21 protein-coding genes are annotated in these 24302 nt (G+C 72.8%); 7 read left to right on the forward strand and 14 right to left on the reverse strand.

Annotated features, from left to right (window positions below; all coding sequences use genetic code 11):
* Nucleotides 1–65 precede the first annotated feature (65 nt).
* A complete protein-coding gene (gene dapD / locus AB0C22_RS13950) occupies nucleotides 66–1022 on the forward strand; it encodes a 2,3,4,5-tetrahydropyridine-2,6-dicarboxylate N-succinyltransferase (RefSeq protein ID WP_219464603.1) in 957 nt (318 codons plus the stop codon).
* Nucleotides 1023–1154: 132 nt separating this feature from the next.
* Here the strand turns inward: dapD and AB0C22_RS13955 are convergent, their stop codons facing one another.
* Nucleotides 1155–4454 (reverse strand): S8 family serine peptidase, encoded by a 3300-nt coding sequence (locus tag AB0C22_RS13955; RefSeq protein ID WP_357535285.1) that lies wholly within the window; start codon nucleotides 4452–4454, stop codon nucleotides 1155–1157.
* Nucleotides 4455–4655: 201 nt separating this feature from the next.
* Between AB0C22_RS13955 and AB0C22_RS13960 the strand changes: the two genes are divergently transcribed.
* Both AB0C22_RS13960 and AB0C22_RS13965 read left to right on the forward strand, forming a co-directional pair.
* A complete protein-coding gene (locus tag AB0C22_RS13960; RefSeq protein WP_308290910.1) occupies nucleotides 4656–5213 on the forward strand; it encodes a sugar O-acetyltransferase in 558 nt (185 codons plus the stop codon).
* A gap of 91 nt (nucleotides 5214–5304) precedes the next feature.
* Entirely contained in the window at nucleotides 5305–7878 is a 2574-nt protein-coding gene (locus AB0C22_RS13965; RefSeq protein WP_219464605.1) for a hypothetical protein, read from the forward strand.
* Here AB0C22_RS13965 and AB0C22_RS13970 read toward each other — a convergent pair.
* The 5 genes from AB0C22_RS13970 to fdxA all read right to left on the reverse strand — a co-directional run bounded on the left by AB0C22_RS13970 (nucleotide 7861) and on the right by fdxA (nucleotide 11795).
* Nucleotides 7861–8502 carry a nucleoside/nucleotide kinase family protein gene (locus AB0C22_RS13970; RefSeq protein WP_219464607.1) on the reverse strand — a complete coding sequence of 214 codons (642 nt, stop codon included), beginning with the start codon at nucleotides 8500–8502 and terminating at the stop codon, nucleotides 7861–7863. The two genes, AB0C22_RS13965 and AB0C22_RS13970, sit on opposite strands and share 18 nt — an antisense overlap.
* A complete protein-coding gene (locus AB0C22_RS13975; protein WP_208568046.1) occupies nucleotides 8502–9140 on the reverse strand; it encodes an SIMPL domain-containing protein in 639 nt (212 codons plus the stop codon). Before AB0C22_RS13975 ends, AB0C22_RS13970 begins: the two co-directional genes overlap by 1 nt.
* Nucleotides 9141–9187: 47 nt before the next feature.
* Nucleotides 9188–10201: a prephenate dehydrogenase/arogenate dehydrogenase family protein gene (locus tag AB0C22_RS13980; protein WP_219464610.1), complete on the reverse strand. Its 1014-nt coding sequence runs from the start codon at nucleotides 10199–10201 to the stop codon at nucleotides 9188–9190.
* Nucleotides 10202–10212: 11 nt separating this feature from the next.
* A complete protein-coding gene (dapC, locus tag AB0C22_RS13985; protein ID WP_357535287.1) occupies nucleotides 10213–11379 on the reverse strand; it encodes a succinyldiaminopimelate transaminase in 1167 nt (388 codons plus the stop codon).
* Nucleotides 11380–11468: 89 nt separating this feature from the next.
* Nucleotides 11469–11795: a ferredoxin gene (gene fdxA, locus AB0C22_RS13990; RefSeq protein ID WP_007072862.1), complete on the reverse strand. Its 327-nt coding sequence runs from the start codon at nucleotides 11793–11795 to the stop codon at nucleotides 11469–11471.
* Between the two features lie 79 nt (nucleotides 11796–11874).
* On the opposite strand from fdxA, the gene AB0C22_RS13995 reads away from it, so the two are divergent.
* Nucleotides 11875–12870 (forward strand): GNAT family N-acetyltransferase, encoded by a 996-nt coding sequence (locus AB0C22_RS13995; protein ID WP_219464612.1) that lies wholly within the window; start codon nucleotides 11875–11877, stop codon nucleotides 12868–12870.
* Nucleotides 12871–12889: 19 nt separating this feature from the next.
* Here the strand turns inward: AB0C22_RS13995 and AB0C22_RS14000 are convergent, their stop codons facing one another.
* The 3 genes from AB0C22_RS14000 to mshB all read right to left on the reverse strand — a co-directional run bounded on the left by AB0C22_RS14000 (nucleotide 12890) and on the right by mshB (nucleotide 14904).
* Nucleotides 12890–13354 carry a hypothetical protein gene (locus AB0C22_RS14000; protein WP_208568042.1) on the reverse strand — a complete coding sequence of 155 codons (465 nt, stop codon included), beginning with the start codon at nucleotides 13352–13354 and terminating at the stop codon, nucleotides 12890–12892.
* 81 nt (nucleotides 13355–13435) lie between these two features.
* Nucleotides 13436–13879 carry a hypothetical protein gene (locus AB0C22_RS14005; RefSeq protein ID WP_219464613.1) on the reverse strand — a complete coding sequence of 148 codons (444 nt, stop codon included), beginning with the start codon at nucleotides 13877–13879 and terminating at the stop codon, nucleotides 13436–13438.
* A gap of 17 nt (nucleotides 13880–13896) precedes the next feature.
* The gene (gene mshB / locus AB0C22_RS14010) at nucleotides 13897–14904 is read right to left on the reverse strand and encodes an N-acetyl-1-D-myo-inositol-2-amino-2-deoxy-alpha-D-glucopyranoside deacetylase (protein WP_219464614.1); all 1008 of its coding nucleotides are present in this window, start codon (nucleotides 14902–14904) and stop codon (nucleotides 13897–13899) included.
* A gap of 86 nt (nucleotides 14905–14990) precedes the next feature.
* On the opposite strand from mshB, the gene AB0C22_RS14015 reads away from it, so the two are divergent.
* Nucleotides 14991–17135: a prolyl oligopeptidase family serine peptidase gene (locus AB0C22_RS14015; protein ID WP_357535154.1), complete on the forward strand. Its 2145-nt coding sequence runs from the start codon at nucleotides 14991–14993 to the stop codon at nucleotides 17133–17135.
* A 311-nt stretch (nucleotides 17136–17446) separates the two neighbouring features.
* Entirely contained in the window at nucleotides 17447–17914 is a 468-nt protein-coding gene (locus AB0C22_RS14020) for a hypothetical protein (protein ID WP_357535156.1), read from the forward strand.
* A 191-nt stretch (nucleotides 17915–18105) separates the two neighbouring features.
* On the opposite strand, the gene AB0C22_RS14025 is transcribed toward AB0C22_RS14020, so the two are convergent.
* Complete coding sequence (locus tag AB0C22_RS14025) at nucleotides 18106–19011, reverse strand: XRE family transcriptional regulator (protein ID WP_357535159.1); 906 nt, start codon at nucleotides 19009–19011, stop codon at nucleotides 18106–18108.
* A gap of 313 nt (nucleotides 19012–19324) precedes the next feature.
* Between AB0C22_RS14025 and AB0C22_RS14030 the strand changes: the two genes are divergently transcribed.
* Nucleotides 19325–20068 (forward strand): XRE family transcriptional regulator, encoded by a 744-nt coding sequence (locus AB0C22_RS14030; protein WP_357535161.1) that lies wholly within the window; start codon nucleotides 19325–19327, stop codon nucleotides 20066–20068.
* 35 nt (nucleotides 20069–20103) lie between these two features.
* On the opposite strand, the gene AB0C22_RS14035 is transcribed toward AB0C22_RS14030, so the two are convergent.
* From AB0C22_RS14035 to AB0C22_RS14050, 4 genes are all read right to left on the reverse strand, one after another.
* Nucleotides 20104–20709 carry a PIN domain-containing protein gene (locus tag AB0C22_RS14035; protein ID WP_219464620.1) on the reverse strand — a complete coding sequence of 202 codons (606 nt, stop codon included), beginning with the start codon at nucleotides 20707–20709 and terminating at the stop codon, nucleotides 20104–20106.
* A gap of 3 nt (nucleotides 20710–20712) precedes the next feature.
* Nucleotides 20713–21171 carry an excisionase family DNA-binding protein gene (locus tag AB0C22_RS14040; protein ID WP_357535163.1) on the reverse strand — a complete coding sequence of 153 codons (459 nt, stop codon included), beginning with the start codon at nucleotides 21169–21171 and terminating at the stop codon, nucleotides 20713–20715.
* Between the two features lie 241 nt (nucleotides 21172–21412).
* A complete protein-coding gene (locus AB0C22_RS14045) occupies nucleotides 21413–23155 on the reverse strand; it encodes an ABC transporter substrate-binding protein (RefSeq protein WP_357535165.1) in 1743 nt (580 codons plus the stop codon).
* Between the two features lie 150 nt (nucleotides 23156–23305).
* Nucleotides 23306–24292 carry an ABC transporter permease gene (locus AB0C22_RS14050; protein WP_219464623.1) on the reverse strand — a complete coding sequence of 329 codons (987 nt, stop codon included), beginning with the start codon at nucleotides 24290–24292 and terminating at the stop codon, nucleotides 23306–23308.
* Between the last annotated feature and the right edge of the window lie 10 nt (nucleotides 24293–24302).

The following is a 24302-nucleotide window of genomic DNA, read 5'->3' on the forward strand; positions in this document are numbered from 1 at the left end:
TCCTGAACGGTGGGCGCGAGGGGTGAGCCCACCGGCCCCGCAGCCGCGAACGAGAGGGTAGAACAGTGACGTCCCAATCCGCCTGGGGAATCGGCGTGGCCACCGTGACCGCCGCCGAGCAGGTGCTCGACACCTGGTACCCGACCGGCAAGCTGGGCCTGGGTGAGCTGCCGCTGGTCCCCGGCGAGGACCAGGCCGACGTGCTCGACCTGCCACCCGGCGCGATCGGCGAGCGGGCCCTGCCGGGTCTGCGTACGGTGCAGGTGGTCACCGTGATCGGCGCGCTGGACGAGCCGATCAAGGACGCCGCCGACGCGTACCTGCGGCTGCACCTGCTCTCCCACCGCCTGGTGCGGCCCAACGAGCTGAACCTCGACGGCATCTTCGGCAAACTGGCGAACGTGGCCTGGACCTCGGCCGGGCCGTGCCCGCCGGAGCGGGTCGACGAGCTGCGGGTGATCGAGCGGGCCGCCGGCCGCCACCTGGCCGTGTACGGGGTGGACAAGTTCCCCCGGATGACCGACTACGTGGTGCCCGCCGGGGTGCGGATCGCCGACGCGGACCGGGTCCGGCTCGGCGCCCACCTCGCCACGGGAACCACCGTGATGCAGGAGGGTTTCGTCAACTTCAACGCCGGCACGCTGGGCACCTCGATGGTCGAGGGCCGGATCGTGCAGGGTGTGGTGGTCGGTGACGGCTCCGACATCGGCGGCGGCGCGTCGATCATGGGGACCCTCTCCGGTGGCGGCACCGACCGGGTCCGCATCGGTGAGCGGAGCCTGGTCGGCGCGAACGCCGGGGTCGGCATCTCGCTCGGCGACGACTGTGTGGTCGAGGCCGGCTGCTACGTCACCGCCGCCTCCAAGATCACTCTGCCGGACGGCCGGGTGGTCAAGGCCCGTGAGCTGTCCGGCGTCGACGGGCTGCTGTTCTGGCGTAACTCGGTGACCGGCGCGTTGGAGGCGAAGCCGCGCACGGGTCGGGGCATCGAGCTGAACGCCGCCCTGCACGCCAACGACTGAACCGCCCGAAACGCCGACGACCGGGCCGCCCGGCACGCCGACGCCCGGGCCGCCCGGCGGCGTGCGGGCCGCCGTCGGGTGCGCGCACGGGTCCGGGCCCGCGACGTCACCGTCGCGGGCCCGGGCGTCGGGTCACTTCAGGCGGTACGCCTGGATGATCCGGGTGCTCGCGGTGTTGCCGTCGGTGTCCCGGGCGGTCGCCCGCAGGGACGCGTACCCGGCACCGGCCGGGTGCTTGACCAGCGCCACCGTGCCCTGGCCCGGCACCTTCACCACGGTCGCCCGCCGCCAGGTCTTCCCGCCGTCGTACGACACGTCGACGCTGAGCTTCGCCAGCTTGGCGGTGCCGGCGCCCGCCTGCCGCCGCACCTGCACCGGTACGGCGAAGACCTGCCCGGCCGGGGCGGTGTTGTCGGCGTTCAGCCGCGGGGTGAACCGGATCTCCGACAGCTGCAGCCGCTTCGGCGTGTCACCCGCCACGTGCCCCGAGCGGAAGGTCCAGCTCGCCTCCACCTCGGTGCTGAGGTCGGTGAGGTTCCGCTTGGCCCTGACGGTCAGCTTGTAGTCGGCGTCCCCCTTCGGCACGGTGAACTCGCCGTACCCCGAGGTGTCGAGCTCCTCCACCAGCTTGCCGTTGCGCCACAGGACGGTACGGGCGGTGTCGTTGAGCGACACCCCGATGTGCCCGGCCGCGTCACTGTGCAGTGCCACGCTCACCAGGATGGTGTCCCCGATCCGGGTGACGCTCTCCTCCGGCCAGCGTGGGGTGGGCAGGGACGGCCCGAGCGGCGCGGCCCCCCAGGTCTCGGTGACCCGGCGGCCTGCCTGGTAGGCGGCGGACCGGCTCAGGAGGATCGCCTGGAGGTCCAGCCAGCCATCCTCGGTCCGGGTGCCGAAGTCCAGTTCGGAGTCCCAGCGCACACCCTTGGTGCTGTAGTGCTCGACCCGCTGGCCGGGCACGTCGGTGGCGAGCCCGACGGCCCAGCCGCCGGTGTTGTAGCCGTTGTCCGGGAAGACCAGCCGCTCGGCTTCCATCTTCGGGTACGGGTCACGGAACCTGTGCACCACCGTGGCCAGGTCACGCTTGCGGTAGTCGCGGACGAAACCACTGGGCAGCCTGCCCGGGATGGTCTCGGCCAGCGCGTACAGGTAGGGGCTGTGCTCGGCTTCGAGGTCGGCCCACTGGCTGTTGACGGTGGCGACGAACTCGTCGGCCGACACCGCCCTGCCGAGCTGCCCGGTGGACAGTCCGTCGAAGGTGTCGAAGGAGACGATGCCGGAGCCGAAGCTGCCGCCGTCGGGGGTGAGGAAGTTGGCGCTGACGTCGACCAGGGCGACCTTCGCGTCGGCCTGCGGGACGGTCATCCGCACCGGCTTGGCCTTGCGCAGATCGATGGTGACCGCCGTGTCGCCGTCGACCACCAGCTCCGGCTGGGCGAGCAGGGCCAGCCCGCCCGACTGCTCGTCCGGCCCCGGCTCGAAGAAGACGCTGCTCAGCCCGTACCTGCCCTTGGGGACCCGGACCTCGGCGACGCCGTCGAAGTCGGTGACGTCCACCAGGTCGTACCCGGTGAGGTCGGCCAGGGTGGTCGAGTAGTCGCCGCCGGGCTTTCCGCTGCGGTCGAGGTGGGTGAGCGTGACGGTGTAGCTCTCCACCTCCCGGTGCACGGCCAGCGGGGTCACCGCGACGGTGGACCCCGACCGGGCCACCACCCGACCGGTCCAGTAGCCGTCGACACCGAGTCGGGTGTCGGCGGTGACGGTGGTCTCGGCCCGACCGCCGGCCGGGACGGTGATCCGGTTGACGCCGAGGGTGAACATGCCGGCCGGCGCGGCCTTCCCGCCCGGTCCCTGCACCTCAAGGGTCAGGTCGAGGGTGACCGGGGCCGTCCCGGCGTTGTGCCAGGCGACGGTCCGGGTGATCGGGGCGTCGTCGCCGTGCGGCCAGAGGGCCCGACCGAACGAGACGCTGACCGGGTCGGTGGTGACCTGCTCGGTGATCGCCCGGGTCAGGTCCACCCGACCGGCGCCCTGCTCGTATGCGGTCTGCGTGGGGTGCGGCTTGGCGGCGGCCATCAGGGTCGCCTTGAGCTGCCCGGCCTTCCAGCCGGGGTGCTGCTGGGCCAGCAACGCCACCGAGCCGGCGACGTGCGGGGTGGCCATCGAGGTGCCGGAGAGTGCGACGTACTGCGTCCCCACCGGGTCACCGATCTGGCCGTCGACGGAGCGGGCGGCCACGATGTCGACGCCGGGTGCGGTGATGTCGGGCTTGAGCGCGTCGTCACCGACCCGGGGACCCCGGCTGGAGAAGTCGGCCAGTTCGTCGTCCCGGTCGACCGCGCCGACGGTGAGCGCGGCGTCGGCGCTGCCAGGTGAGCCGACCGAGCCGTCCCGGCCGTCGTTGCCGGCGGCGATGACGAAGAGGCTGCCGGTCTGGGCGGTCAGCGTCTGGACGGCCTCCTCCAGCGGGTCGACCTCCGGGGTGTCCGTGCCACCGAGGCTGAGGTTGACCACGGCGGCCTTCTTGTCGACAGTGGCCCACTGCATGCCGGCCAGGATCGACGACTCGGCGCAGCCGAACTCCTCGCAGACCTTGCCGTCGAGGAGCTTCGCGTCCGGCGCGACGCCCTTGTACTTCCCACCGGAGGCGGCACCGCTGCCGGCGATGGTGGACGCGACGTGGGTGCCGTGCCCGACGGTGTCCTTCTGGTCCGGCGTGTCGCTGAAGTTGCGTGCCTCGCTCACCTTGCCGGCCAGGTCCGGGTGGGTGGCGTCGACGCCGGTGTCCAGCACCGCGACGGTCACCCCCTTGCCGGTGTAACCGGCCGCCCATGCGGTCGGCGCACCGATCTGGGGCACGCTGTGGTCGAGGGAGAGTGCGCGACGACCGTCCAACCAGATCCGCTCGACGCCCCCTGCCGCGCCGAGTCGGGCACTGCCGGCACCGGTGAGCGTGGACCAGACCGCGCCGGCTGAGGACTTGCCGGCGGTCAGGGCCGCGCCCTGGATCGCCGGGAGCTCGCGGGTCACCCGGGTGCCGGGCAGCGCGGTCGCGCCACGCCGGGACTGCTCCGAGCGGTACGACACCAGCAGTGGCAGATTGTCCCGGTGGGCGTCGTCGTAGCGGGCGGCGATCAGCGCGGTGACGTCGAACAGCCGCCGGTCGACCTGGCCCGAGCGCAGCAGCGGCAGCGCGTCGCGGGGCACCACGTTGAGGTGGCCGTGTTCGCGGCGGACCAGGAACTGCTGGTGCTTGCGGCCGACGCCGGGGCGCACGGCGGCGCCACCGGTGCGGGTGACGGTGACCTGGTCCCCGGTGATCAGGGTGACCGTGGTGGAGCCGGCGGCCGGCGTGGTGGGCCGGGACGCGGGCGGGGCGGCCGGGGCGGCGTTCGCGCCCGTCGCCGGCAGACCGAGAGCCAGGGCGAGCACCAACCCGCCGGCCGCGGTTCTTCTGCTTCCGTGCAACGGATCCTCCTTCTGGGGCGTTTCATGACCGGAGTCACATCGACGCCTAGAATTACATACCCGGTATGCAAATAGAAGGCCGAATGATGACCGTCCGGACACATTGCTGCGACAGGACCGACCCACTTCCCACCCCGGGGACGACCGACCGGTGACCATGGCCTGGTGACGTCCATGAGGGAACGCATGCTCGCCGGCGAGCCGTACATCGCGAACGAGCCCGAGATCATCGCCGACCTGGACCGCGCGGCGCGGCTCACCGAACGCTTCAACCGCAGCGCCGCCGACGACCCGCAGGGCCGGCTCGCCACCCTGCGCGACCTGCTCGGCAGCCTCGGCGAGGGCGCCTGGGTACGCCCGCCGCTGCACTGCGACTACGGCTGGCAGACCCACCTCGGGGCCCGCAGCTTCGTCAACTTCAACGCGGTCCTGCTCGACGTGGCCCGGATCACCATCGGCGCGGACGTCCAGATCGGACCCAACGTGCAACTGCTCACCGCCACCCACCCGGTCGAGGCGGAGCCCCGCCGGGCCAAGTGGGAGTCCGCCCAGCCGATCACCATCGGCGACAACGTCTGGCTCGGCGGCGGGGTGATCGTCCTCGCCGGAGTGACCATCGGGGCGAACACGGTGGTCGGGGCCGGCGCGGTGGTCACCCGCGACCTACCGGCCAACGTGGTCGCCGTGGGTAACCCAGCACGGGTGATCCGTACCCTGAAATAGCGGCTGAGCTGCGAGAACACCGGACAGATCGGTGGGCGAATCAGGAAATCCGATGCACTCTGGGTAGTGAAGACGTCACCAGGGAGCACCGATGGCCGAGCGTGTACTCGAACTCCGGGTGCACGGCGTGTCGAACACCCCGCCCGACCAGATCCTCGGCCTGCCCACCGACCCGACCGGTGTCGGCCAGCCGCCCCGACTCGTCTCCGGCGGTGACGTCACGGGCTTCTACCGCGCCAGCGACTCCGCCCCGGACGACCCGGTCGTCGTCGAGGCGTACAGCTGGGGGCAGTTGACGTCGGGGGCGCGGACCGCACGTGACGTCGAACGGGCCCTGTGGACGCTGCTGCTGCCGTTCACCCTGGCCAACGTCGCGCTGTACGCCCGCCCCGGCATCCCGCCCGACCCGGACACCGAACGCTGGGGCAGCCGCTCCGGCATCACCGCCTGGCTGATCCGGCTGTTCTGTCTGAGCCTCACCGGCACCCTGGTGCTCGCCGCCGCCGGCGTCGGGGTCGACCTGATCGCCTGGCAGTGCATCGATCAGGAGTGCCTGCGGCAACTGCCCGGCTCGTGGGAGTTCCTCGGCCGGGGCTGGTGGCGCACGGACGCCCACGCGCTCGCCGCCGGCCTGCTGGTGCCGTTGTCCATGCTGCTGGTGCTCGGCGTCGTCGCCTGGCGCACCTACCAGTACGAGGCCGAGATGCCCGCCGACCCCCGCCCCCCGCTGGCCGACGACGGGGAACAACCCGCCGCTGCCGGGCCCGGCCTGGCCAACCCGTTGCAGGACCCCACCTTCTGGAGCGGGGAGGGCCAACTGCGCCGCGCCGCCGTCCTGCACCTGTGCGTCGGCGCGGCGCTCGCCGCCGCGGTACCCGTCGGCGCAGTGCTGGTGATGGACCCGGCCCGGGGCGTACGGGCCGTGATCGCCGCCCCGACCGTCACCGCCCTGGTCGTGGTGGTGGCGATCGCGGTGGTGGCGGTGGGCCGGCCCTGGCTGACCCGGCGCAGCGGGGCCACCCCGCTCGGCCGGTGGAGCCTCGCCGTCGGCGTGCTCACCGGCCTGGCCCTGGTCGGCACCTTCACCCTCCTGCTGCTGCCGGACGGCCCCGCCGGCACCCCGCTGGCGCAGTGGCGTCCGCCCGCCGGGTGCGCCCGTGACCCGGGCCTCGCCGGCTGCCTCACCGACCACTCCCTGCCCGGCTACGACGGTCTCGTCGCCTGGCTCGCCACCTACCAGGTGCTGCTGCTGATCGCCATCGGCACGGTCGCCCGGTCGGGACGACGCGCCCTGCTCCTCCCCGGCACGGTCGGCGTGCTGCTGCCCCTCGGGATGGCCTGGCGCGACGGCTGGCTGCCCGGCCTCCCCACCGCCCCCGACGGGCTGCTGATCTGGATGCTCGCCGCACCGGCCATCGCGGTCGCCGCGATCGGGTTGCTGCTGCCGCGCACCGGCAGCGACGACGACCAGCAACCGCTCGGCACGTACACCGACGTGGCCTGGGGCGGCCGGGGGGCGGCGGTGATCGCCGGCTTCGGCTGGATGATGGCCATCGCCTACTGTGCCGGCCTGCTCTACTGGATCGCCGACCGGCTCGACGGTCCCGCCTCACCCAGCGGATTCTCCCCGATCGCGCCGCCGCTGCCGGTAATCTGGGCCGGCCTGGCCTTCACCGTCGCCACCGCCGCCCTGATCGGCACGCTGATCCGCGCCGCAATGATCTTCGGCGGGCTGCGTCGCGCCGAGTACACCCGGCTCACCGCCGGCCGGCGGGACCTCTCCGCGCACGACCTGCGCCGCTGCCGGGACGTCAGCACCTTCCGCGCGCTGCACCGCCTGGTCGGCGAACACGCGGTACGGCTGATCGGCCACTACGCCGCCATCGCGGCGGTGCTGGTGGCCTTCTCCTGCGTGGCCGCGCTCACCCGTACCCGCCCCGCACCGGCCGGCGCGTCGGGCTGGGTGGGTCTGGTACGCGCCGCCGCCGACCTCGGCGACACCATGCTGGGCTGGCTCCCCCTGGTGGTCGCCGGCCTGGGCCTGCTCGTCTACCGCAACGACACCGTCCGGCGCAGCGTCGGGGTGCTCTGGGACATCGGCACCTTCTGGCCGCGCGCCGCGCACCCGCTCGCCCCGCCCAGCTATGCGGAACGGGCCGTACCCGAGTTGCAGACCCGGGTCGCCGGAATCCTGGCGCTGAGCGAACAGGACCCGCGCCGGATGGACGGGGTGATCCTCTCCGGGCACAGCCAGGGCACGGTGATCTGCGCGGCGACGCTGCTCCAGCTCCCGGCCCGGTGGCGGCGGCGGATCTGGTTCCTGTCGTACGGCTGCCAGCTCACCCGGCTCTACGGACGGGTCTTCCCCGCCTACTTCGGCCCGGACCGGCTCCGGGTGCTCGCCGACAACCTGACCTGGCCCTCCGGCCACGTCGCGTGGACCAACTTCTGGCGCGACACCGACCCCCTCGGCTGGCGGGTCAGCGCCGGGGAACGGGACGTGCCGGTGACCGACCCGGAGGCGCTGCACCCCAGCGGGGGTGAGGTCGCCGACCCGCCGATCCGCAACCACAGCGGCTATCCGGAGGCGTTGGAGTTCCACCGGGAACGGACCCTGGTGGCCCGGCTGCTGCGGCGTACCGTCCCGTCACCCCGGGTCGGTTGACCGGATCACCAGGTCGGCCCGGTCGGCGGTGCCCGCCACCAGCGCGGCGTTCGCCTCGTCGCTGCCGTACGCCCAGGTGTGCGCCGCCTCCGGCGACCGCCCGTACGCCACGTGCCGCGCCACCAACCGACGCAACCGCAGCTCGGCGTCCAGGTCGAGGAACCACGCCTCGTGCAGCAACGACCGCACCTCGTCCCAGGGGGGATCGTCGAGCAGCAGATAGTTGCCCTCGGTCACCACCAGCCGGACCGAGGGCGGCACCTCCACCGCCCCGGCCACCGGCTCCTCCAGATCACGGCGGAACAGCGGCGCGTACACGGCGGTCGGCTCCAACCGGCGCAACCGGCGCAGCAACGACACGTACCCGTTGGCGTCGAAGGTGTCGACCGCGCCCTTGCGGTCGGCCCGGCCCAGCCGGACCAGCTCCGCCTGGGCGAGGTGGAAACCGTCCATCGGCACCAGCCGGGCGGTCGGGCCGACCGCCGCGACGATCCGCTCGGCCAGCGTGGACTTGCCCGCACCGGGCGCACCGGTGATGCCCAGCAGCTGCCGGGGGCCGGCGTCGGCCAGCGACCGGGCCCGGGCCACCAGGTCGTCGAGGGAGCACGGACGCGCCTCGGGCATCAGGTCAGGACCGGCTCGCTGATGGTGAACCGGGCCCGCACCACCGCGTGCACCGACTGCGGGCGGGGGTCGAGTTCCAGCTCCGGTGAGCCGGCCATCCGGTCCTGGCGGGCGTACATCGCCCCGCCCCCGGCGAACCCCTCGTCGGTGTCGGCCAGCTCCAGCAGGGCGGTCACCCGGGCACCGAGCGCCTCGGCGTACTCCCGGGCCCGGCGCAACGCGTCGGCGATCGCCTCGTGCCGGGCCTCCCGGTGGGCCGGGCTGTCCGGCCGCAGCGACCACCAGGGGCCGGCCACCTCGACGTGGTCCAGCTCGGCCAGCCGCAACATCAGCTCGGCCAGGGAGCCGAAGTCGGTGACGGTGACCGTGGTGGAGACGCTGCCCAGGTAGCCGACGACCCGCTCACCGGACCGGTTCGTCTCGGGTCGCACCCGCAGCTCCCCGGCCTCCCGGCGGTCCACCGCCGGCTCGTGCTCGTCGAGCAGCACCCGGACGGCGGCGGCCCGCTCGGCGAGCCGGGTCAGGGCGACCTGACGGTCCCGTTCCCGGGCCGTCGCGGTCACCTCGAACCGGGCCAGCTCGGGTGCCACCTCCCGGTACGCCTCACCGCGTACCGCCACCACCGGTCCGTCCGCCACGCACCCACCCTAACGGCGCAACCGGACCGCCGCCGGTTTCCGCACGGTCAGGCCGGGGCCTCGGCGGGCCGCAGACCGGTGTACGTCACCGTCTCCCCCGCCACCGTGCAACCGGTGAGGTGCCCACCGGACTCACCCACCGACCGGACGAACGCCAACTCCTGCGCCGGGTCCCCGGCGAGGGCGAACCGCCGGTGGACGGGTCGCACGTCGCCCGGCGGCAGCCGTACCGTCCGGGCCCGCTCGTAGTGCGCCACCAGCGCGGGCAGGTCGTCGTCGCGGACCGCCTCGGTCAGCCCGTCGAGCGCCGCCCGCACCTCGGCCAACTGCCGCAGCACCTGCTCCCGGTTGGCCAGCAGCATGTCGGCGGTACGCCGGGCCGGGGTCGTCGCGACCCGGGTGCCGTCACGGAAGCTGCCCGCCGCGAGCCGGACCACCGCGTCCCGCACCGCCGAGTCGGCGGCGGCCCCGGCCAGGCTGCCGGCCAGCAGGTGCGGTACGTGGGAGGAGAGCGCCACCACGGAGTCGTGCACCCCCGGCGACATCGGTACGACGTGCGCGGCGAAGACGTCGACGATGAGCCCGACCAGCGTCCGGAACGGCACCAACCCGTCGACGCTCGGGCAGAGCACCCAGGCCGCGTCGACGAACAGCCCGGCCAGCGCGGCCGTCAGCCCGGCCCGTTCGGTGCCGGCCATCGGGTGACCGGGGACGAACCGGCCGGTCAGCCCGTGCGCCCCGGCGAACCCGGCGACGGCCGCCTTGGTGCTGCCCACGTCGGTGACGACACACCGGTCGTCGGTCAGCCCGGACACGGTGAGCAGGGTCTGCGGCAGACTCGGCAGGGGACCACCGAGGAACACCACGTCCCGGTCCCGGACCGCGTCGGCCAGCTCGTCGGGGAAGGTGAGGCCCCGGCGACGGCCCTCGGCCCGGGTCGCCGGGTCCGGGTCCCAGCCGGCCACCGGCGTACCCGCCTCGTGCAGCCGCAGCAGGATCGAACCGCCGATCAGGCCGGTGCCGACCACGGCGACCCGGGGCCGGCCCACCTCGTCACCCACCGCAGCCGCCCCTACGGCTGGGCGAGCCGCTGGGCGACCGCCGCGACGTGCGCGTCCGACCCGGTCAACGCCACCCGGACGTGCCGCTGCCCGGCCGGGCCGTAGAAGGCCCCGGCGGCGACCAGGATGCCCCGTCGGGCCAGCCGGTCGACGGTGTCCCAGCAGTCCTCGTCGCGGGTGACCCAGAGGTAGAGGCCCGCCTCGGAGTGGTCCACCCGGAAGCCCGCCCGGGTGAACGCGGCGAGCAGTGTCTCCCGCCGGGCCCGGTAGCGTTCCCGCTGCTCGTCGGCGTGCGCCTGGTCGGCCAGCGCGGCCACCATCGCGGCCTGCACCGGAGCCGGGACGATCATGCCGGCGTGCTTGCGGATCTTCAGCAGCTCGGCGACGAGCGCCGGATCACCGGCGACGAACCCGGCCCGGTAGCCGGCCAGGTTGGACCGCTTGGACAGCGAGTGCACCGCCAGCACCGAGTCGTACGACCCGCCGCAGACCTCCGGCGCGAGCACCGACACCGGCGCGGCGTCGGCCGTCCAGCCCAGCGGCAGGTAGCACTCGTCGCTGGCCACCACGGCACCGCGCTCCCGGGCCCAGTCGACCACCTTGCGCAGGTGGGCGGCGGGCAGCACCCGACCGGTCGGGTTGCCGGGCGAGTTGACCCAGACCAGGCGTACCCGGGAGGTGGGGCCGACCGCGGTCAGCGAGTCGGCGCGGACGGTGGTGGCGCCGGCCAGCCGGGCCCCGTCCTCATATGTCGGATAGGCGACCGACGGCACCACGACCACGTCGCCGGGGCCGATCCCGAGCAGGGTGGGCAGCCAGGCGACCAGTTCCTTGGAACCGATCGTCGGCAGCACCCCGAGCCCGTCGGCACCCGCACCGCAGGCGCGGGCCACCCAGCCGGCGATGGCGTCGCGTAGCGCCGGGGTGCCCGCCGTCAGCGGGTAGCCCGGCGCGTCGGCGGCGTCCGCCAGCGCCTGCCGGATCACCGGGGGCACCGGGTCGACCGGCGTGCCCATGGAGAGGTTGATCAGGCCGTCCGGGTGCGCCGCGGCCAGGGCGGCCGCGGCGTCCAGCGTGTCCCAGGTGAACTCGGGCAACCGCGCCGACACCGGACCGGGCCGGGCCGGGCCCGACGCGGACCCGGCCGACGACCCCGACGCACCACCGGCCGGCACCACCGACCCGGGGCCGACCGGCACCACAGCCGGCCCGGCCGGCGAGCCCGGCACCGCAGCCGGCGAGCCCGGTGTCCCGGCTGCCGGCCGGTTCAGTGGCCCTCGCCGCGCGGCGGCTGGCCGGCGACGAACGTCGCGTCCTTCTCCACCTTGCCGATCTTCGACGCGCCGCCCGGCGAGCCCAGGTCCTCGAAGAACTCGTAGTTGGCCCCGGTGTAGTCCTTCCACTGCTCCGGGACGTCGTCCTCGTAGAAGATGGCCTCCACCGGGCAGACCGGCTCACAGGCACCACAGTCGACGCATTCGTCGGGGTGGATGTAGAGCATCCGGTTGCCCTCGTAAATGCAGTCGACCGGGCATTCCTCGATGCATGCCTTGTCGAGCACATCCACGCACGGCTCGGCGATGATGTAGGTCACCGGTCTTCTCCTCCGCCAGACTCGTCGCGATCACCCGCGACGCTAAGAGCCTAGTATCTCGCCGGGGAGGAGGTCGATCGTGCTCCGACAGCAGGATGTGGGACACCGGATCGTGGTTCGCCGCATTGTGGGGATTCGCGAGGGCCGGCCCCTCTTTTCGGACGCCCTCGGTGAGCTGGTCGAGCTGAGCGAGACTCATCTCACCATCGCCACCGCCCAGGGCCGGCTCCGGGTGCCGGTGGCCGAGGTGCACCGGGCCAAGCGGGTGCCCCCCACCCGCCGGCCCACCGCCTCGGCCGTGGTCGAACTGGAACTCGCCGCCGACGAGGCGTGGCCGGCACCGGTACGCGCCCGGCTCGGCGACTGGCTGCTGCGCTCCGCCGACGGCTGGACCGGCCGGGCCAATTCGGCGCTGCCGGTCGGCGACCCGGACCGCCCGCTGCCGGCGGCGATCGACGCGATCGAACGCTGGTACGCCGAACACGGCCAACCCGCCATGGTCAACACGCCGTTGCCGCTGGCCGTGCCGGTCGGCGCCGAACTGGACGCCCGGGGCTGGACCGCCCGGCCGCTGACCCTGGTGCAGACCGTCCCGCTGGCCACGCTGCGGCCGGCGGAGCCGCCCCCCGCATCGCCCCCCGGTCCCACCCCGCAAGGCCCGGCCGGCGGTGCGGCGGTCGCCCTCACCGGCGTGCCGTCCGAGGAGTGGCTCGCGGTCGCCGCCGGGCGCAAGGGCGGCCTGCCGGACTCCGCCCGGCACATCCTGACCGCCGTGGCCCAGGTCCGCTTCGCCCAGGTGTACGCCGACGGCGCGCTGCTGGCGACGGGCCGGGGCACGGTCACCGGGCAGGGCCGCTGGCTGGGGCTCAGCCTGATCGAGGTGGCCCCGCAGGCACGCCGGCAGGGGCTGGCCGCCCGGGTGATCCGGGCGCTGGCCGACTGGGGCACGGCCGAGGGCGCGACCCACGCCTTCCTCCAGGTGGAACAGCGCAACATCGAGGCGGTCTCGCTCTACCGCAAGCTCGGCTTCACCACCCACCACACCTACCTCACCCGCGTCGCCCCTCCCACCTGACCCACCCCGGGCGGGTGGGTCAGCGGCGGACCACCCGGCGGGGCTTGCCCACGTTACGCTCGGCGTACCGTTGGAGCTGGCGGGAGCGGTGGTCGCGGCCGAGGGCGATGAGCACCAGGTAGCCGATCGCCACGCCGGCCGCCGCGGCGGCGAGATAGAGCCAGATCTGGGCGAAGAAGAGCCCCGCTCCCCCACCGAACGGATCGTTGCCGACCAGCAGCGGGCCGACGAGCACGGTCAGCAGCAGCGCCACCGCCACCGCGGCGGCCACGTCGGCTCCCCAACGCGCCGCCGGCACGACCCGGCCCCAGGCGAAGACCACCCCGGCCAGCACCAGTCCGACCACGATGAACATGCCCAGCGAGACCCGGTCGGCGGCAGTGTCGTTCCCGTCGAAGCCGAGCTTGATGATCACCCGGGCCACCACGTTGACCGCGAACAATGCCGCCGCGAGTACGCCGACAGCCCGCCACCGATCTCTCATCACACGCCTCCTGCCACACCGCCCGCCGCGTCGACGGGGCTCCTGGCAGGAATATCTACCACCGTCGGCTGTGTGCCGTCATCACCCGTCGTGGCGGCGCGGCTGCGGGCTGAGGATCTGCCGGAACGCCATCACCGCGAACGTCATCGCGCCGGTGGTGATCATCGCCAGCCCGACCCAGTTGTCCCCGGCGACCAGCAGGTCACCCTCGGCAGTACGGACCGCTGCCACCGCCATCAGCACGAACCACGGCAGGGCCGGCAACGCCACCGCCCACTTGCGGCCGATCGTGGCGTACGCGAACCAGCTCACCGCGATCGCCCCCAGGATGGTGACCACCACCGACACCCCGATCAGCTGCCCGCCGACCCGGACGGTGGACAGCAGCAGGCCGATCAGGGCGGTGAGCACCCCGCCGACCACGGCGACCAGCCCGCCGACCAACCGCAGCACGACGTCGAACAGGCGTACCGTCGGGCCGGGTGGCGGCGGGACGGCGGCGGTCTCCTCCTCGACTACCGGCATCGGCGTGGCGGGCAGCGTCACCGGAGCCCGGCCGTCGCCGAGGCCGGCCCGCCCCCCACCGGGTACGCCTGCTCCGGCCGACGTGCCGCCGCCACCGGCTGACCGGCAGCCGGGTCGGGCCGGCCGGCGGACGAGCCCGACGGGTTCGTGTCGATCCCGGCGAAGAGGTCACTCTCCCAGCCGTTCGGTCCACCGGCTGGGCCGGGTTCCCCCACCGCCAGGGTGAAGAACTCCACACCCATGAACTCGGCGCCGAAGTTGCCGGCGATCGCGTACAACCAGGAGTTGGCGGGGATCTGGGTGCCGTGCGCCCGCATCGCCGCCTCTTTGGCGGCGTGCTGGTCGGTGGCGTCGATCCGGGCGGCGATCTGGTCGTCCGGGGTGCCGAAGGGCAGTTCGTCGACGCTGTCGATGCCCGCGAACGGGTTGTCCGAGGACTCGGTGAAGTGGCTCATGCCGGCCTCCAGGACGCTGCGTGGCAGCGCCGTCCAGTAGACCTTGGCCGGGGCGATGCCCTCCGCGGCGGCCAGCTCGTGTGCCCGCATCGTCACCCGGTGCGCCTGGATGTGGTCCGGGTGACCGTAGAAGCCGTTCGGGTCGTAGGTGACCATGACCTGCGGGCGGATCTCCCGGATGACGTCCAGGAGCTGACCGGCGGCCACGTCGAGGTCGGCCGCCCAGAACGCCCGGGGGTGCTCGTTGGTGGCCAGCCCCATCATGCCCGAGTCCCGGTAGCGGCCCGCGCCACCGAGGAAGCGGTGGTCGGTGACGCCGAGCGCGGCGCAGGCGGCGGCCAGCTCCCCGATCCGGAAGCCGCCGAGCTGGTCGGCCTCGGCAGCGGCGAGCTGCGCCAGCTCCGGCACGTGGATCTCGCCTTCCTCGCCGAGGGTGCAGGTCACCAGCGTGACGTGGGCGCCGTCGGCGGCGTAGTGCGCCATCGTCGACCCGGTGCCGATGGACTCGTCGTCGGGATGCGCGTGGACCAGCAGCAGGCGTCGGTCGGGCAGCGTCGTCACGACGGTCACTCTAACCGGCGGTCCGTCCGCGCCGGGGCGTACGCGTCCACCCAGGTCGGCCACATCACGCCCGGCACCGCTCTACGATCCGGGTTGTGGACTTTCCCGAGCTGGCCGCCCGTACCCGTCGGTTCAGCCACGGGGCGCCGCGTGCCGTGTCCGTGACCGGTGACGGTTCCCGGGTGGTCTTCCTCCGCTCGGGCGGCCCGGAGGACCCGGCCGACGCGCTCTGGGCGCTGGAGACCGCCTCCGCCGAGGAACGCCTGGTCGCCGACCCGGCCGTGCTGCTCGGCGACGACGCCGACCCGGTGGCGCTGGCCCCCGGTGAGCGGGCGCTACGCGAACGACGTCGGCTCAGCACCGCCGGCATCGGCTCGTACGCCCTGGACGGGGCGGGCCGGGTGGCGGTGTTCGCGCTGGCCGGCCGGCTGTTCCGGGCCGATCTGGTGCACGGCGACGTGATCGAGGTGGCCACCGTCGGCCCGGTGATCGACCCGCGTCCCGACCCGACCGGTCAGCGGGTGGCCTACGTGACCGACACCGCCGACGGGGTACGCCGGGGCGAGCTGCGGGTGGTCGCCCCGGACGGCACCGACTCCCTGCTGGCCGGCGAGGACGGTGGGGTGAGCTGGGGGCTCGCCGAGCATGTGGCGGCGGAGGAGTTCGGCCGGTTCCGGGGTTACTGGTGGGCCCCGGACGGGCGGATGGTGCTCGCCGCCCGGGTCGACGAGTCCCGGCTGCCGCGCTGGCACCTGCACGACCCGGCGGACCCGGCGACCCCGCCGACCACCGTCGCGTACCCCCGGGCGGGTGGGCCGAACGCCGAGGTCAGCCTGCACCTGCTCGACCTGGACGACGGCTGGGTCGACGTGCACTGGGACCGGGAGACCTACCCGTACCTGGCCTCGGTCGACTGGGCCGACGGCAACCCGCTGATCACGGTGCTGCGCCGGTCGCAGCAACACGGCCTGGTGCTGGCGGTGGACCCGCGTACCGGGGAGACGCAGGTGCACGCGGAGCTGGCCGACCCGCGCTGGGTGGAGCCGATCCCGGGCACCCCCGCGCACCTGCCGGACGGCCGGGTGCTGGTCGGCGGCGAGCTGGCCCACGACGGGTACGACGCCCGCTGCCTGTTCGCCGACGGCACCCTGCTCACCCCGCCCTCGCTGTACGTACGACGGGTGGTGGGCCGGCTGCCCACCGGTCCCGGGCCGGCCGACCTGCTGGTGGAGGCGAGCGAGGGCGAACCGAGCCAACGGCACCTCTACCGGGTCCGTACCGTGATCGGTGGTGGGGTGGACGCCCGCCGGATGAGCAGCACCCCCGGCTGGCACACGGCGGCGGTCGGCGGGGACACCCTGGTGGTCGGCACCGCCTCGCTGGACGAGGCCGGGACGAGCTGGTCGGTGTGGCGCGGCGACCGGGAGGTGGCCCGGCTACGGTCGCTGGCGGCGACCCCGTCGTCGGCGCCCCGGCCGATGCTGGTCCGGGTGACCGACCGCCGGTTACCGTCGGCGGTGCTCTACCCGACCGAGCACGTCAAGGGCACCCGGCTGCCGGTGCTGCTGGACGTCTACGGCGGCCCCGGCCACCAGGAGGTGGTGGCCGCCCGGTCGGCCTGGCTGGAACGGCAGTGGTGGGCGGACTGCGGGTTCGCCGTGGTCACCATCGACAACCGGGGTACGCCGGGCGTGGCACCGTCGTTCGAGAAGGCCATCCACCGGCGGGTGGCCGACGTGATCCTGACCGACCAGGTGGACGCGTTGACCGCGCTCGCCGGCAAGCACCCCGACCTGGACCTCGACCGGGTGGCGATCCGGGGCTGGTCGTTCGGCGGCTGGCTGGCCGGGTTGGCCGTGCTACGCCACCCGGAGCTGTTCCGGTGCGGCATCGCCGGCGCCCCGGTCACCGACTGGACGCTGTACGACACCGCCTACACCGAGCGCTACCTGGGCCTGCCCGACGACGGCATCGACGTGTACGGGCACCACTCGCTGGTGGAGCTGGCGGCGGAGCCGCTGCATCCCGGCGAGCCGGCCCGCCCGCTGCTGCTGGTGCACGGGATGGTCGACGACAACGTGGTCGCCGCGCACACGCTGCGGCTGTCGGCGGCACTGCTGTCGACCGGCCGGCCGCACGCGGTGCTGCCGCTGACCGGGGCCACCCACATGGCGGCCGGTGGGCTGTCCGAACGCCTGCTCCGCCTGGAACTCGACTTCCTCCGCACCCACCTGGGTTGACCTGGTCGGCGCGGACCGGACCGGTCTGCTGGTCGGGGCGGGCCAGCAGGGCGAACGCGTTCGGCAGGCGGCCCCGAAAGCCCGCCGCGTCAACGTCACCACCACCCCACCCCCACCCCACCCCACCCCCGCCCCGGTGATCAAGAGGTTTACGTCATTCTGCGGCCGAATTCTGACGCATACCTCTTGATCACCGGGGCGGGGCGAGCAACCGGTCACCGGGTGGGACGGGGAACGGAAACAGGGCTGCGGTGGGGGGCGGGTTCGCGCAGACTTTCCGGTGATTCCGCCGCCCCGAACCCGGAGATGACATGCAGACGTTGCGTCCAGAGCCGACCGCGCGGCGTGCCGGCTGGATGTGGGCCGGGGCTGCGGCTGGGCTCCTGCTCGCGGTGGGCATGTTCGTGAACAGCAACAAGTCCCGTACCCCTGCCTCGGCGAGCCGGCCGCCGACGGAGACCTTCGTGGCCTCCGGCACGGTGCTGCTCGGCGACGGGGCGTCCTTCGTCGCCGACGGGCACGGCGGCTGCGCCGGTACGGGCGACCATGCCGGCGTCAAGGAGGGGGCAGCGGTGATCGTCACCGCCGGAGCCGGGTTCGCCGGCGGACGCTTGACCGATGCCCGGGCGTTCCCTGGCGGCAGTTGCCAGTTCCGGTTCTCCGTGCCGGGGATACCCACCAAGCAGGACGGCTACCTGCTGATGGTCGCCGACGGCGACCCTCGCCGGTACCTCGAACACGAGTTGAGGAGCGCCCTGCTGGCTCTGAGGGTCGACTGACGATCCGCGCGGAGGCTCCCGGACGCTGGAGCCCACCCGCCCGCCGGAGCCGTGACCCGATTTCACCCAAGGTCACGCTGGATCCAGGAGGTAGTGGCCTCGCAGTCGCCGGAAGCCACTACCTCCTGGATCCAGCACGATCTCCAGCCGAGGCCGGGCCGGGTGGCGGGTCTACACCGGCGTCGGCAGCCTCAGAGCAGTCCGAGACTGACGGCGAGCGGGGTGATCGTGGTGGGGGCGTGCGGGTCGTGGGCGACCTGGGCGACCACCTCCCGTACCGCCGGCCGGTGTCGGACCTCGGCGGGAGCGATGCTGTCGGCGCGGATCAGCACCCGCGCCGCGCTGACCGCATCGCCGGTCAGCAGGTACCCGCGAGCGGCGTCGACCAGGTGCGCGGCCCGGTGCTCGACCGGCAGCCAGCGCCACCCCTCCCAGCCGATCACCTCATCGTGCCGGGCGACCGCCTGCGGGCCGTCGCCCAACTCCACGGCGGCGGTGACCCGTCCCGCCTCGACGGCAGCCGGCCCGAACCCCGTCCGGTGGTGGTCGTGCCCGTCGCCCACCCGGGCGGCCATCTCGGCGGCCTCGTTCAACAGCTCACCGGCCGCCCGGTCGTCTCCGGCCCGCGCCGCGATCAATGCGGCCTGCACCAGCAGCGACCCACACAGCGACCACTCCTGCGGCGTACCACCGTCAGGGTCGGCCGGGGCCACCTGGTAGGCCGCAGCCAACATCACGGACCGCGCCCCCGCCGACGCCCGCAGCACCTGACCGAGTTGCACCGCCGCACCCGCCAGCAACACCCGCTCACCGGTGGCGGCGCACATCGCCCGCTCGGCGGCCATCCAGGCAAGACTCCCCTCGTCCAGCTTCACCAGCAGCGCCGCCGTCACCCGGTACGCCTGCACCACCGCCGCCCGACCCGCCTCCGGGTCCCGCACGTGGGCGCGGTGCACCTCGGTCAACAGCCCCGGCAGCAACTCCACGAGGCGCGGGTAGCGGGCCTGCTGGAATGTCGTCCACGCGTGCTCCACCGCCCGCGCCAGTCGATCCGTCGACGGCACCTCCCGGCCCGCCGTCGGCCGACCAAGTGCCATCTCGTACGTCGACAACGCCGCCCTGATCCGGCCGACGTCTCCTCTACGGGTATCCGCTCCGCCTCGGCCTGCGCCAGAATCCGCTGCCGCGCCGCCTCCCGCTCGGCGGCGTCGATCTGCTCGCCCCGGCCCGTCGTCGACCCGTCGCCACGACGCTTCATCGTCACCCCCATCAACATCGCGGCGGCAAGCTCATGCCAACGCGTGCTTCATAGATTGACGCTGGAGTGTCGCCATGCGCGGCGGCATAAGGAGTGACAATAGGGTCACTTAGTGGACGACATTAAGGCGACAGAGCGGTACGGTGACCGGCATGGCTGCCCCCAACATCACGCTGCGTACGGTCCGGACCAGGATGCGGATGAGCCAGGACGACTTCGCCCGTGCGCTCCAAGCAGCCGGCCACCGCGTCGGCGAGCCCAATGACGCCAACAAGCGACTCGTCCAACGCTGGGAGGCCGGGGTGATCGCCGCCCCTCGGCCCCTCTACGCCCGCGCGTTGGAGGTCGTCACCGGCCTGCCCATCACACTGCTCGGTTTCGCCGCGATGCCGGACGGCGGCGCGGTGGATGATCCCCACGGCGGCAACGGCCTCACCTCGCCCATGGGCGACCTGGCCACCCCGACGCCCAGATCAGCCGCCGTGCACGGGTCACACGAGGGGGTGTGGCTGAGCCGCTATCAATACCACTCCAGCAGCCGGGGCGAGTCCTTCGCCGGGCAGCACTTCATAGTCGTGCTCCAGCACGGTGACCGGTTGACCGTGCGCAGCCTGCCCGGCTCGGCGGCCTCGTCGCTGTCGCTGGATCTCAGCGTGGACGGTGCCGTCGTCACCGGCACCTGGGTGGAGCAGACCGACCCCGCCGGCCACTACCGGGGAGCCCGCTACCACGGCGCGATCCAACTGCTGGTGGAGCCGACCGGCCGGCGGATGGCGGGGAAGTGGGTCGGGTTCGGCAAGGACATGGACGTCAACACGGGCCCCTGGGAGCTGACCTTCCAGGACGCTTCGACGTCCAAGACGACGCTCGACCGCTACAACACCCCGCCCGAGTAGTCTCTTGACGCCATGTGCCTCCGTTCGGGATCCCACTACTCACCGATCAGGGCGCGAGGGGGCGATTCCCCCGCCGCCACAGGGCCGTCCATGGGTGGCATGCTTCGTCGGACCGTCGCGGCGAAGCGTCGTGCGCCTGCGCTGGCCAGGTAGTCCAATACCTGGTGGGCCGTCAACTGACGACCACGTCGGCCCGTGCCGGCCGCCTGCTCGCCGAGAATCCGCAGCAGGGTTCGCGGCTCACGGGCCCACAGATCGAGGAGAACGGTGTCGGGGTGTTCGGCGACCACCCCGTGGGGTTCGCAGGCGGCGAGGGGGAAGTCCCGCAGGTTGCAGGTGATGATCGAGTCTGCTCCGGTTGCCACCGCAGCGGCCAGCACGTGCCGGTCCTTGGGGTCGTTGCGCATCTGGTCGATCAGGTGCTCGTAGCCGGTGACCAATGCGTCCTCGAAGGCCGCGTTCATGAACGCGATTCGCCGGTCGATCGCGGCTGCCGGCACCGGCACGTGTCGTCGGACCTCCGCAAGAATGGCCGGTGACCAGCGCGGTTGATAGAGGTCTTCCTCAGCCAGCCGCAACAGGAAGTCGCACAGTGCGTTGGGGATCAGAACGTTGGCGTCCAGGACCGCGATCGTCGTCACCCGTCAGGCCGCGTCATCCGTCTCGACCGGTGCGGGCTGTCCGTACATGCCCATCTCGACCGCGTCTGCAGTCAACTCGTCGAGGAGCGCCCGCCGGGCCTGCCCACGCCGATCCCGATAGGCCAGAACCTGGTCAAGCGGGATCCGGCGCGACGAGTTCGGCCGCGAATAGCCGATCTCGCCGGCCTCCAGCAGTTTGATCAGGGTGGGACGGGACACTCCGAGCAACCCCGCTGCCTCGGTGGTCGTCAACTCCCGGTCCACCGGCACGATTGCCACCCCCCGACCGGAGGCCAGGACATCGGCGATCCGGGTCAACACGTCCCGCACGGACGACGACACCTCGACCTGCACCCCACCACGGGTTACCGCCAAAGCCCCCGAGCCGTCGTGGAGCAGGCTGACCAACTCGGTAAGCGAATGGCGTTCGCTGTCCCCCGGCATGATCGCTTCCGCAGCCATAGCCCCTCCCTACCGTTCGACGCCATCACCATCATCCCCTGAAGTGAAAAAAGTGCAACCACCTTCGCGGTTCGGAGCGGCCCGAGCTGGCGGCGGGCTCGCTCATGTCACCAATTGCGCAAATCGTACGAGTCGTACAAGCTTCGACGGACGCCGCCATTACCACTCAGCGCGCCCACGAGCGCCGACGGGCTCCCTCCCGACGCCGACCGGGGAGGGAGCCCGCCGGCTCAGGGTGGCGTCACTGTTTGACGTGGGCGTTGACGAAGGACGGGTAGCCGAAGACGCTGGAGATGAAGACCCCGCCGGCCTTGGACCCGTGGACCGTGTAGGCCACGTCGACGAAGAGCGGCACCACCGGGGCGTACTCGGTCATGATCCGCTGGTCGAGCTTGCCCCACTCGGGCCCCTGGTCGGCCGGGGGCATCGCCTGGATCCGGTCGATCTCGGCGTTGACCGCCGGGTCGTTGAAGTACGCCTGGTTGCTGTTGCCCTCGGCCTTGATGGTGCGGCCGTCGTAGAGCACCGGCAGGATCGACGCGCCGCTGGGCCAGTCGGCGGCCCAGTTGCCGATGTAGAGGTCCCACGGGTTGTTCTTCTTCTTGATCTCGTCGAGCTTCGCGTCGTCCGGGATGTTCCGCACAGTGATCTTGAAGCCGGCGCGTTCCAGGTTGCCCTTGAGCTGGGTGCCGATCTGCTGTTCGGTGGCGCTGTCGGCCACCCCGAGGACCAGCTCCGGGGTTTTCCCGCCGAGCAGTTCCTTGGCCTTGTCGACGTCGCCGTTGGCACCGGCCGGGTAGGCGTCGTACGCCTGGTAGCCGATGGTGGACGGCGGCATCAGGGTGGTCATCGGCTGGGCGACGGTCTGCCCACCGAGGGCCTTGACCAGGCCGTCCCGGTCGATGGCGTAGTTGAGCGCCCGCCGGACCGCGAGGTCGGTCACCCGCTGGTTGTTGATCACCAACTGGTTGGCGCTCGGCGTCGGGGACAGGATGCTCCGCGCCTTGAGGGCCTGGTCCTGGGCGACCCGCGCGACCAGCGAGGCGGGCACGTAGTTCCAGGCCAGCGCGCTCTGGTCGGTGCCGTTGTCGGCGATCACCCGGTTGACGGCCGCGTCGGGTGTCGGCCCGAAGGTCCAGACGAACTGGTCCGGATACTGGTGGCGGACCGGGTCGGTGGCGGCGTCCCAGTGCGGGTTGCGGTCCAGGGTGAGTTGCACCCCGGCCTGGTTCTTGGCGATCTTGTACGGTCCGGAGGAGAACGGCTTCTGGTCCAGGTTGACCCCGGTGTCCCGGTCCGGCCGCAGTGGCGCGGTCGTCGGCAGCGAGACCGCGAACGGCAGGTCGCAGCGGGGCTTGGCGAACTCGAACCGCACCGTCTTGGCGTCCGGGGTGGTCAGGCCCGGCGGCAGCGACGTCCTGTTCTTCGCGAAGTCCCACTTCGTGTCGTACTGCGGGCTGTCGGCCAGCCACTCCTGCAGGTAGGTGGGGCCGCCGGTCAGGTCGGGGTCGAAGGAGCGGGCGATGCCGTACGCGATCTCCTTGGACGTGATCGGGCTGCCGTCCTCGAACTTGACCCCGTCCTTGACGGTGAACTCCCAGACCCGGCAGTCGCTGTTGACGTTGTTGCCGGGGGTCTGCGCCAGGTCACCGACCAGGACCAGGCCACCCTTGCCGTCGTCCTTCCAGGTGGTCAGGTAGCGGGCGAAGAGCGGGTTGGCCATCAGCCCGGCGAAGGAGTACGTCCGCTGCGGGTCCAGGTGGGAGATGGGCGTCTCCCGGATGACGGTGAAGGTGCCGCCCTTCGCCGCGCCGGCCACCTCGGCGGCGGGGCCCTGCGAGTCCTTCGGGTCGGTGGCGATCACCCCGGTCTGCTGCCGGCCGGTGTCCACGGTGGTGCCTTCGCCCGTGTTCTCCGAGCAGGCCCCCAACGCCACCACCAGGGCGATCGCGCCGCCTGCGGCGGCTGCTGCGCGTGGTCGCATTCCTACCTCCTCCACCCCGTCACCGTCGGGCGTGAACGCCGACGTCCCGAGGATCGTCAAGAAGAAAAACTTCGGACTGTCTAACAGATGTCGACAACTCTTGTCGCCCGGCGGGCCGGGTGCGCTGCACCCGACAGGCCGCCCGCCGGCTCAGCGCAGCCGTACCCGGGGGTCGATCGCCGCGTACAGCAGGTCCACCAGCACGTTCGCCAGCACCACGAAGACCGCCGCGATCAGCACGGTCGCCATGATGGTGGGCAGGTCACCGGCGCGCACCGCGTCGACCGCCGTGCGCCCCATGCCGTTGAGGCCGAAGGTGGTCTCGGTGATCACCGTGCCGCCGAGCGCGCCGCCGACGTCCAGGCCGGCGATGGTCACCACCGGGGTGATCGCCGCGCGCAGCGCGTGCCGGCCGTACACCGTGGGTTGGGACAGACCCTTGGCCCGCGCGGTGCGGACGAAGTCCTCGGACAGCGTCTCCAGCATCTGCGCCCGGGACAGCCGGGCGTAGATGGCGGAGAAGAGGAACGCCAGCGCCAGCCAGGCCAGCACCAGGCCACTGGCCCAGCGCACCGGGTCGTCCAGCAGCGGCGTGTAGCTGGGCACCGGCAGCCAGCGCAGCGTGTAGACGAACACCAGCAGCAGCACCGCCCCCACGAAGTACAGCTGCAACGACGCCCCGGTCAGTGAGAAGCCGATCGCCGCCCGGTCCAGCCAGGTGCCCCGGCGCAGCGCCGACACCACACCCAGGCCCACCCCGAGCAGCAGCCACAGCACCGCCGCCGGGACGACGATGCTCAACGTCACCGGCAGCACCCGGGAGATGGTGTCGCTGACCGCCTCGTTGGACACGTACGACCAGCCCAGGCAGGGCGCGTCGCACCGGCCACCCTGGGCGCTGCCGAGGTCCCGGCCGGTGACGATGCCCTTCATGTAGCCGGCGTACTGGCTGATCAGCGGGTCGCGCAGGCCCAACTCCTGACGGACCCGTTCCAACCGTTCCGGGTTGCAGTTCTTCGGGCACATGCCGGTGACCGGGTCCCGGGGCAGGGCGAAGAACATCAGGAAGCTGAGCACGCTCACCGCGAAGAGCGTCAACGTCGCCGAGAAGAGCCGCTTGACCAGGAACCGCGCCACCGCCGCGCCC

The sequence above is a fragment of the Micromonospora sp. NPDC048894 genome, assembly GCF_040649765.1.
Taxonomy (GTDB): domain Bacteria; phylum Actinomycetota; class Actinomycetes; order Mycobacteriales; family Micromonosporaceae; genus Micromonospora; species Micromonospora antibiotica.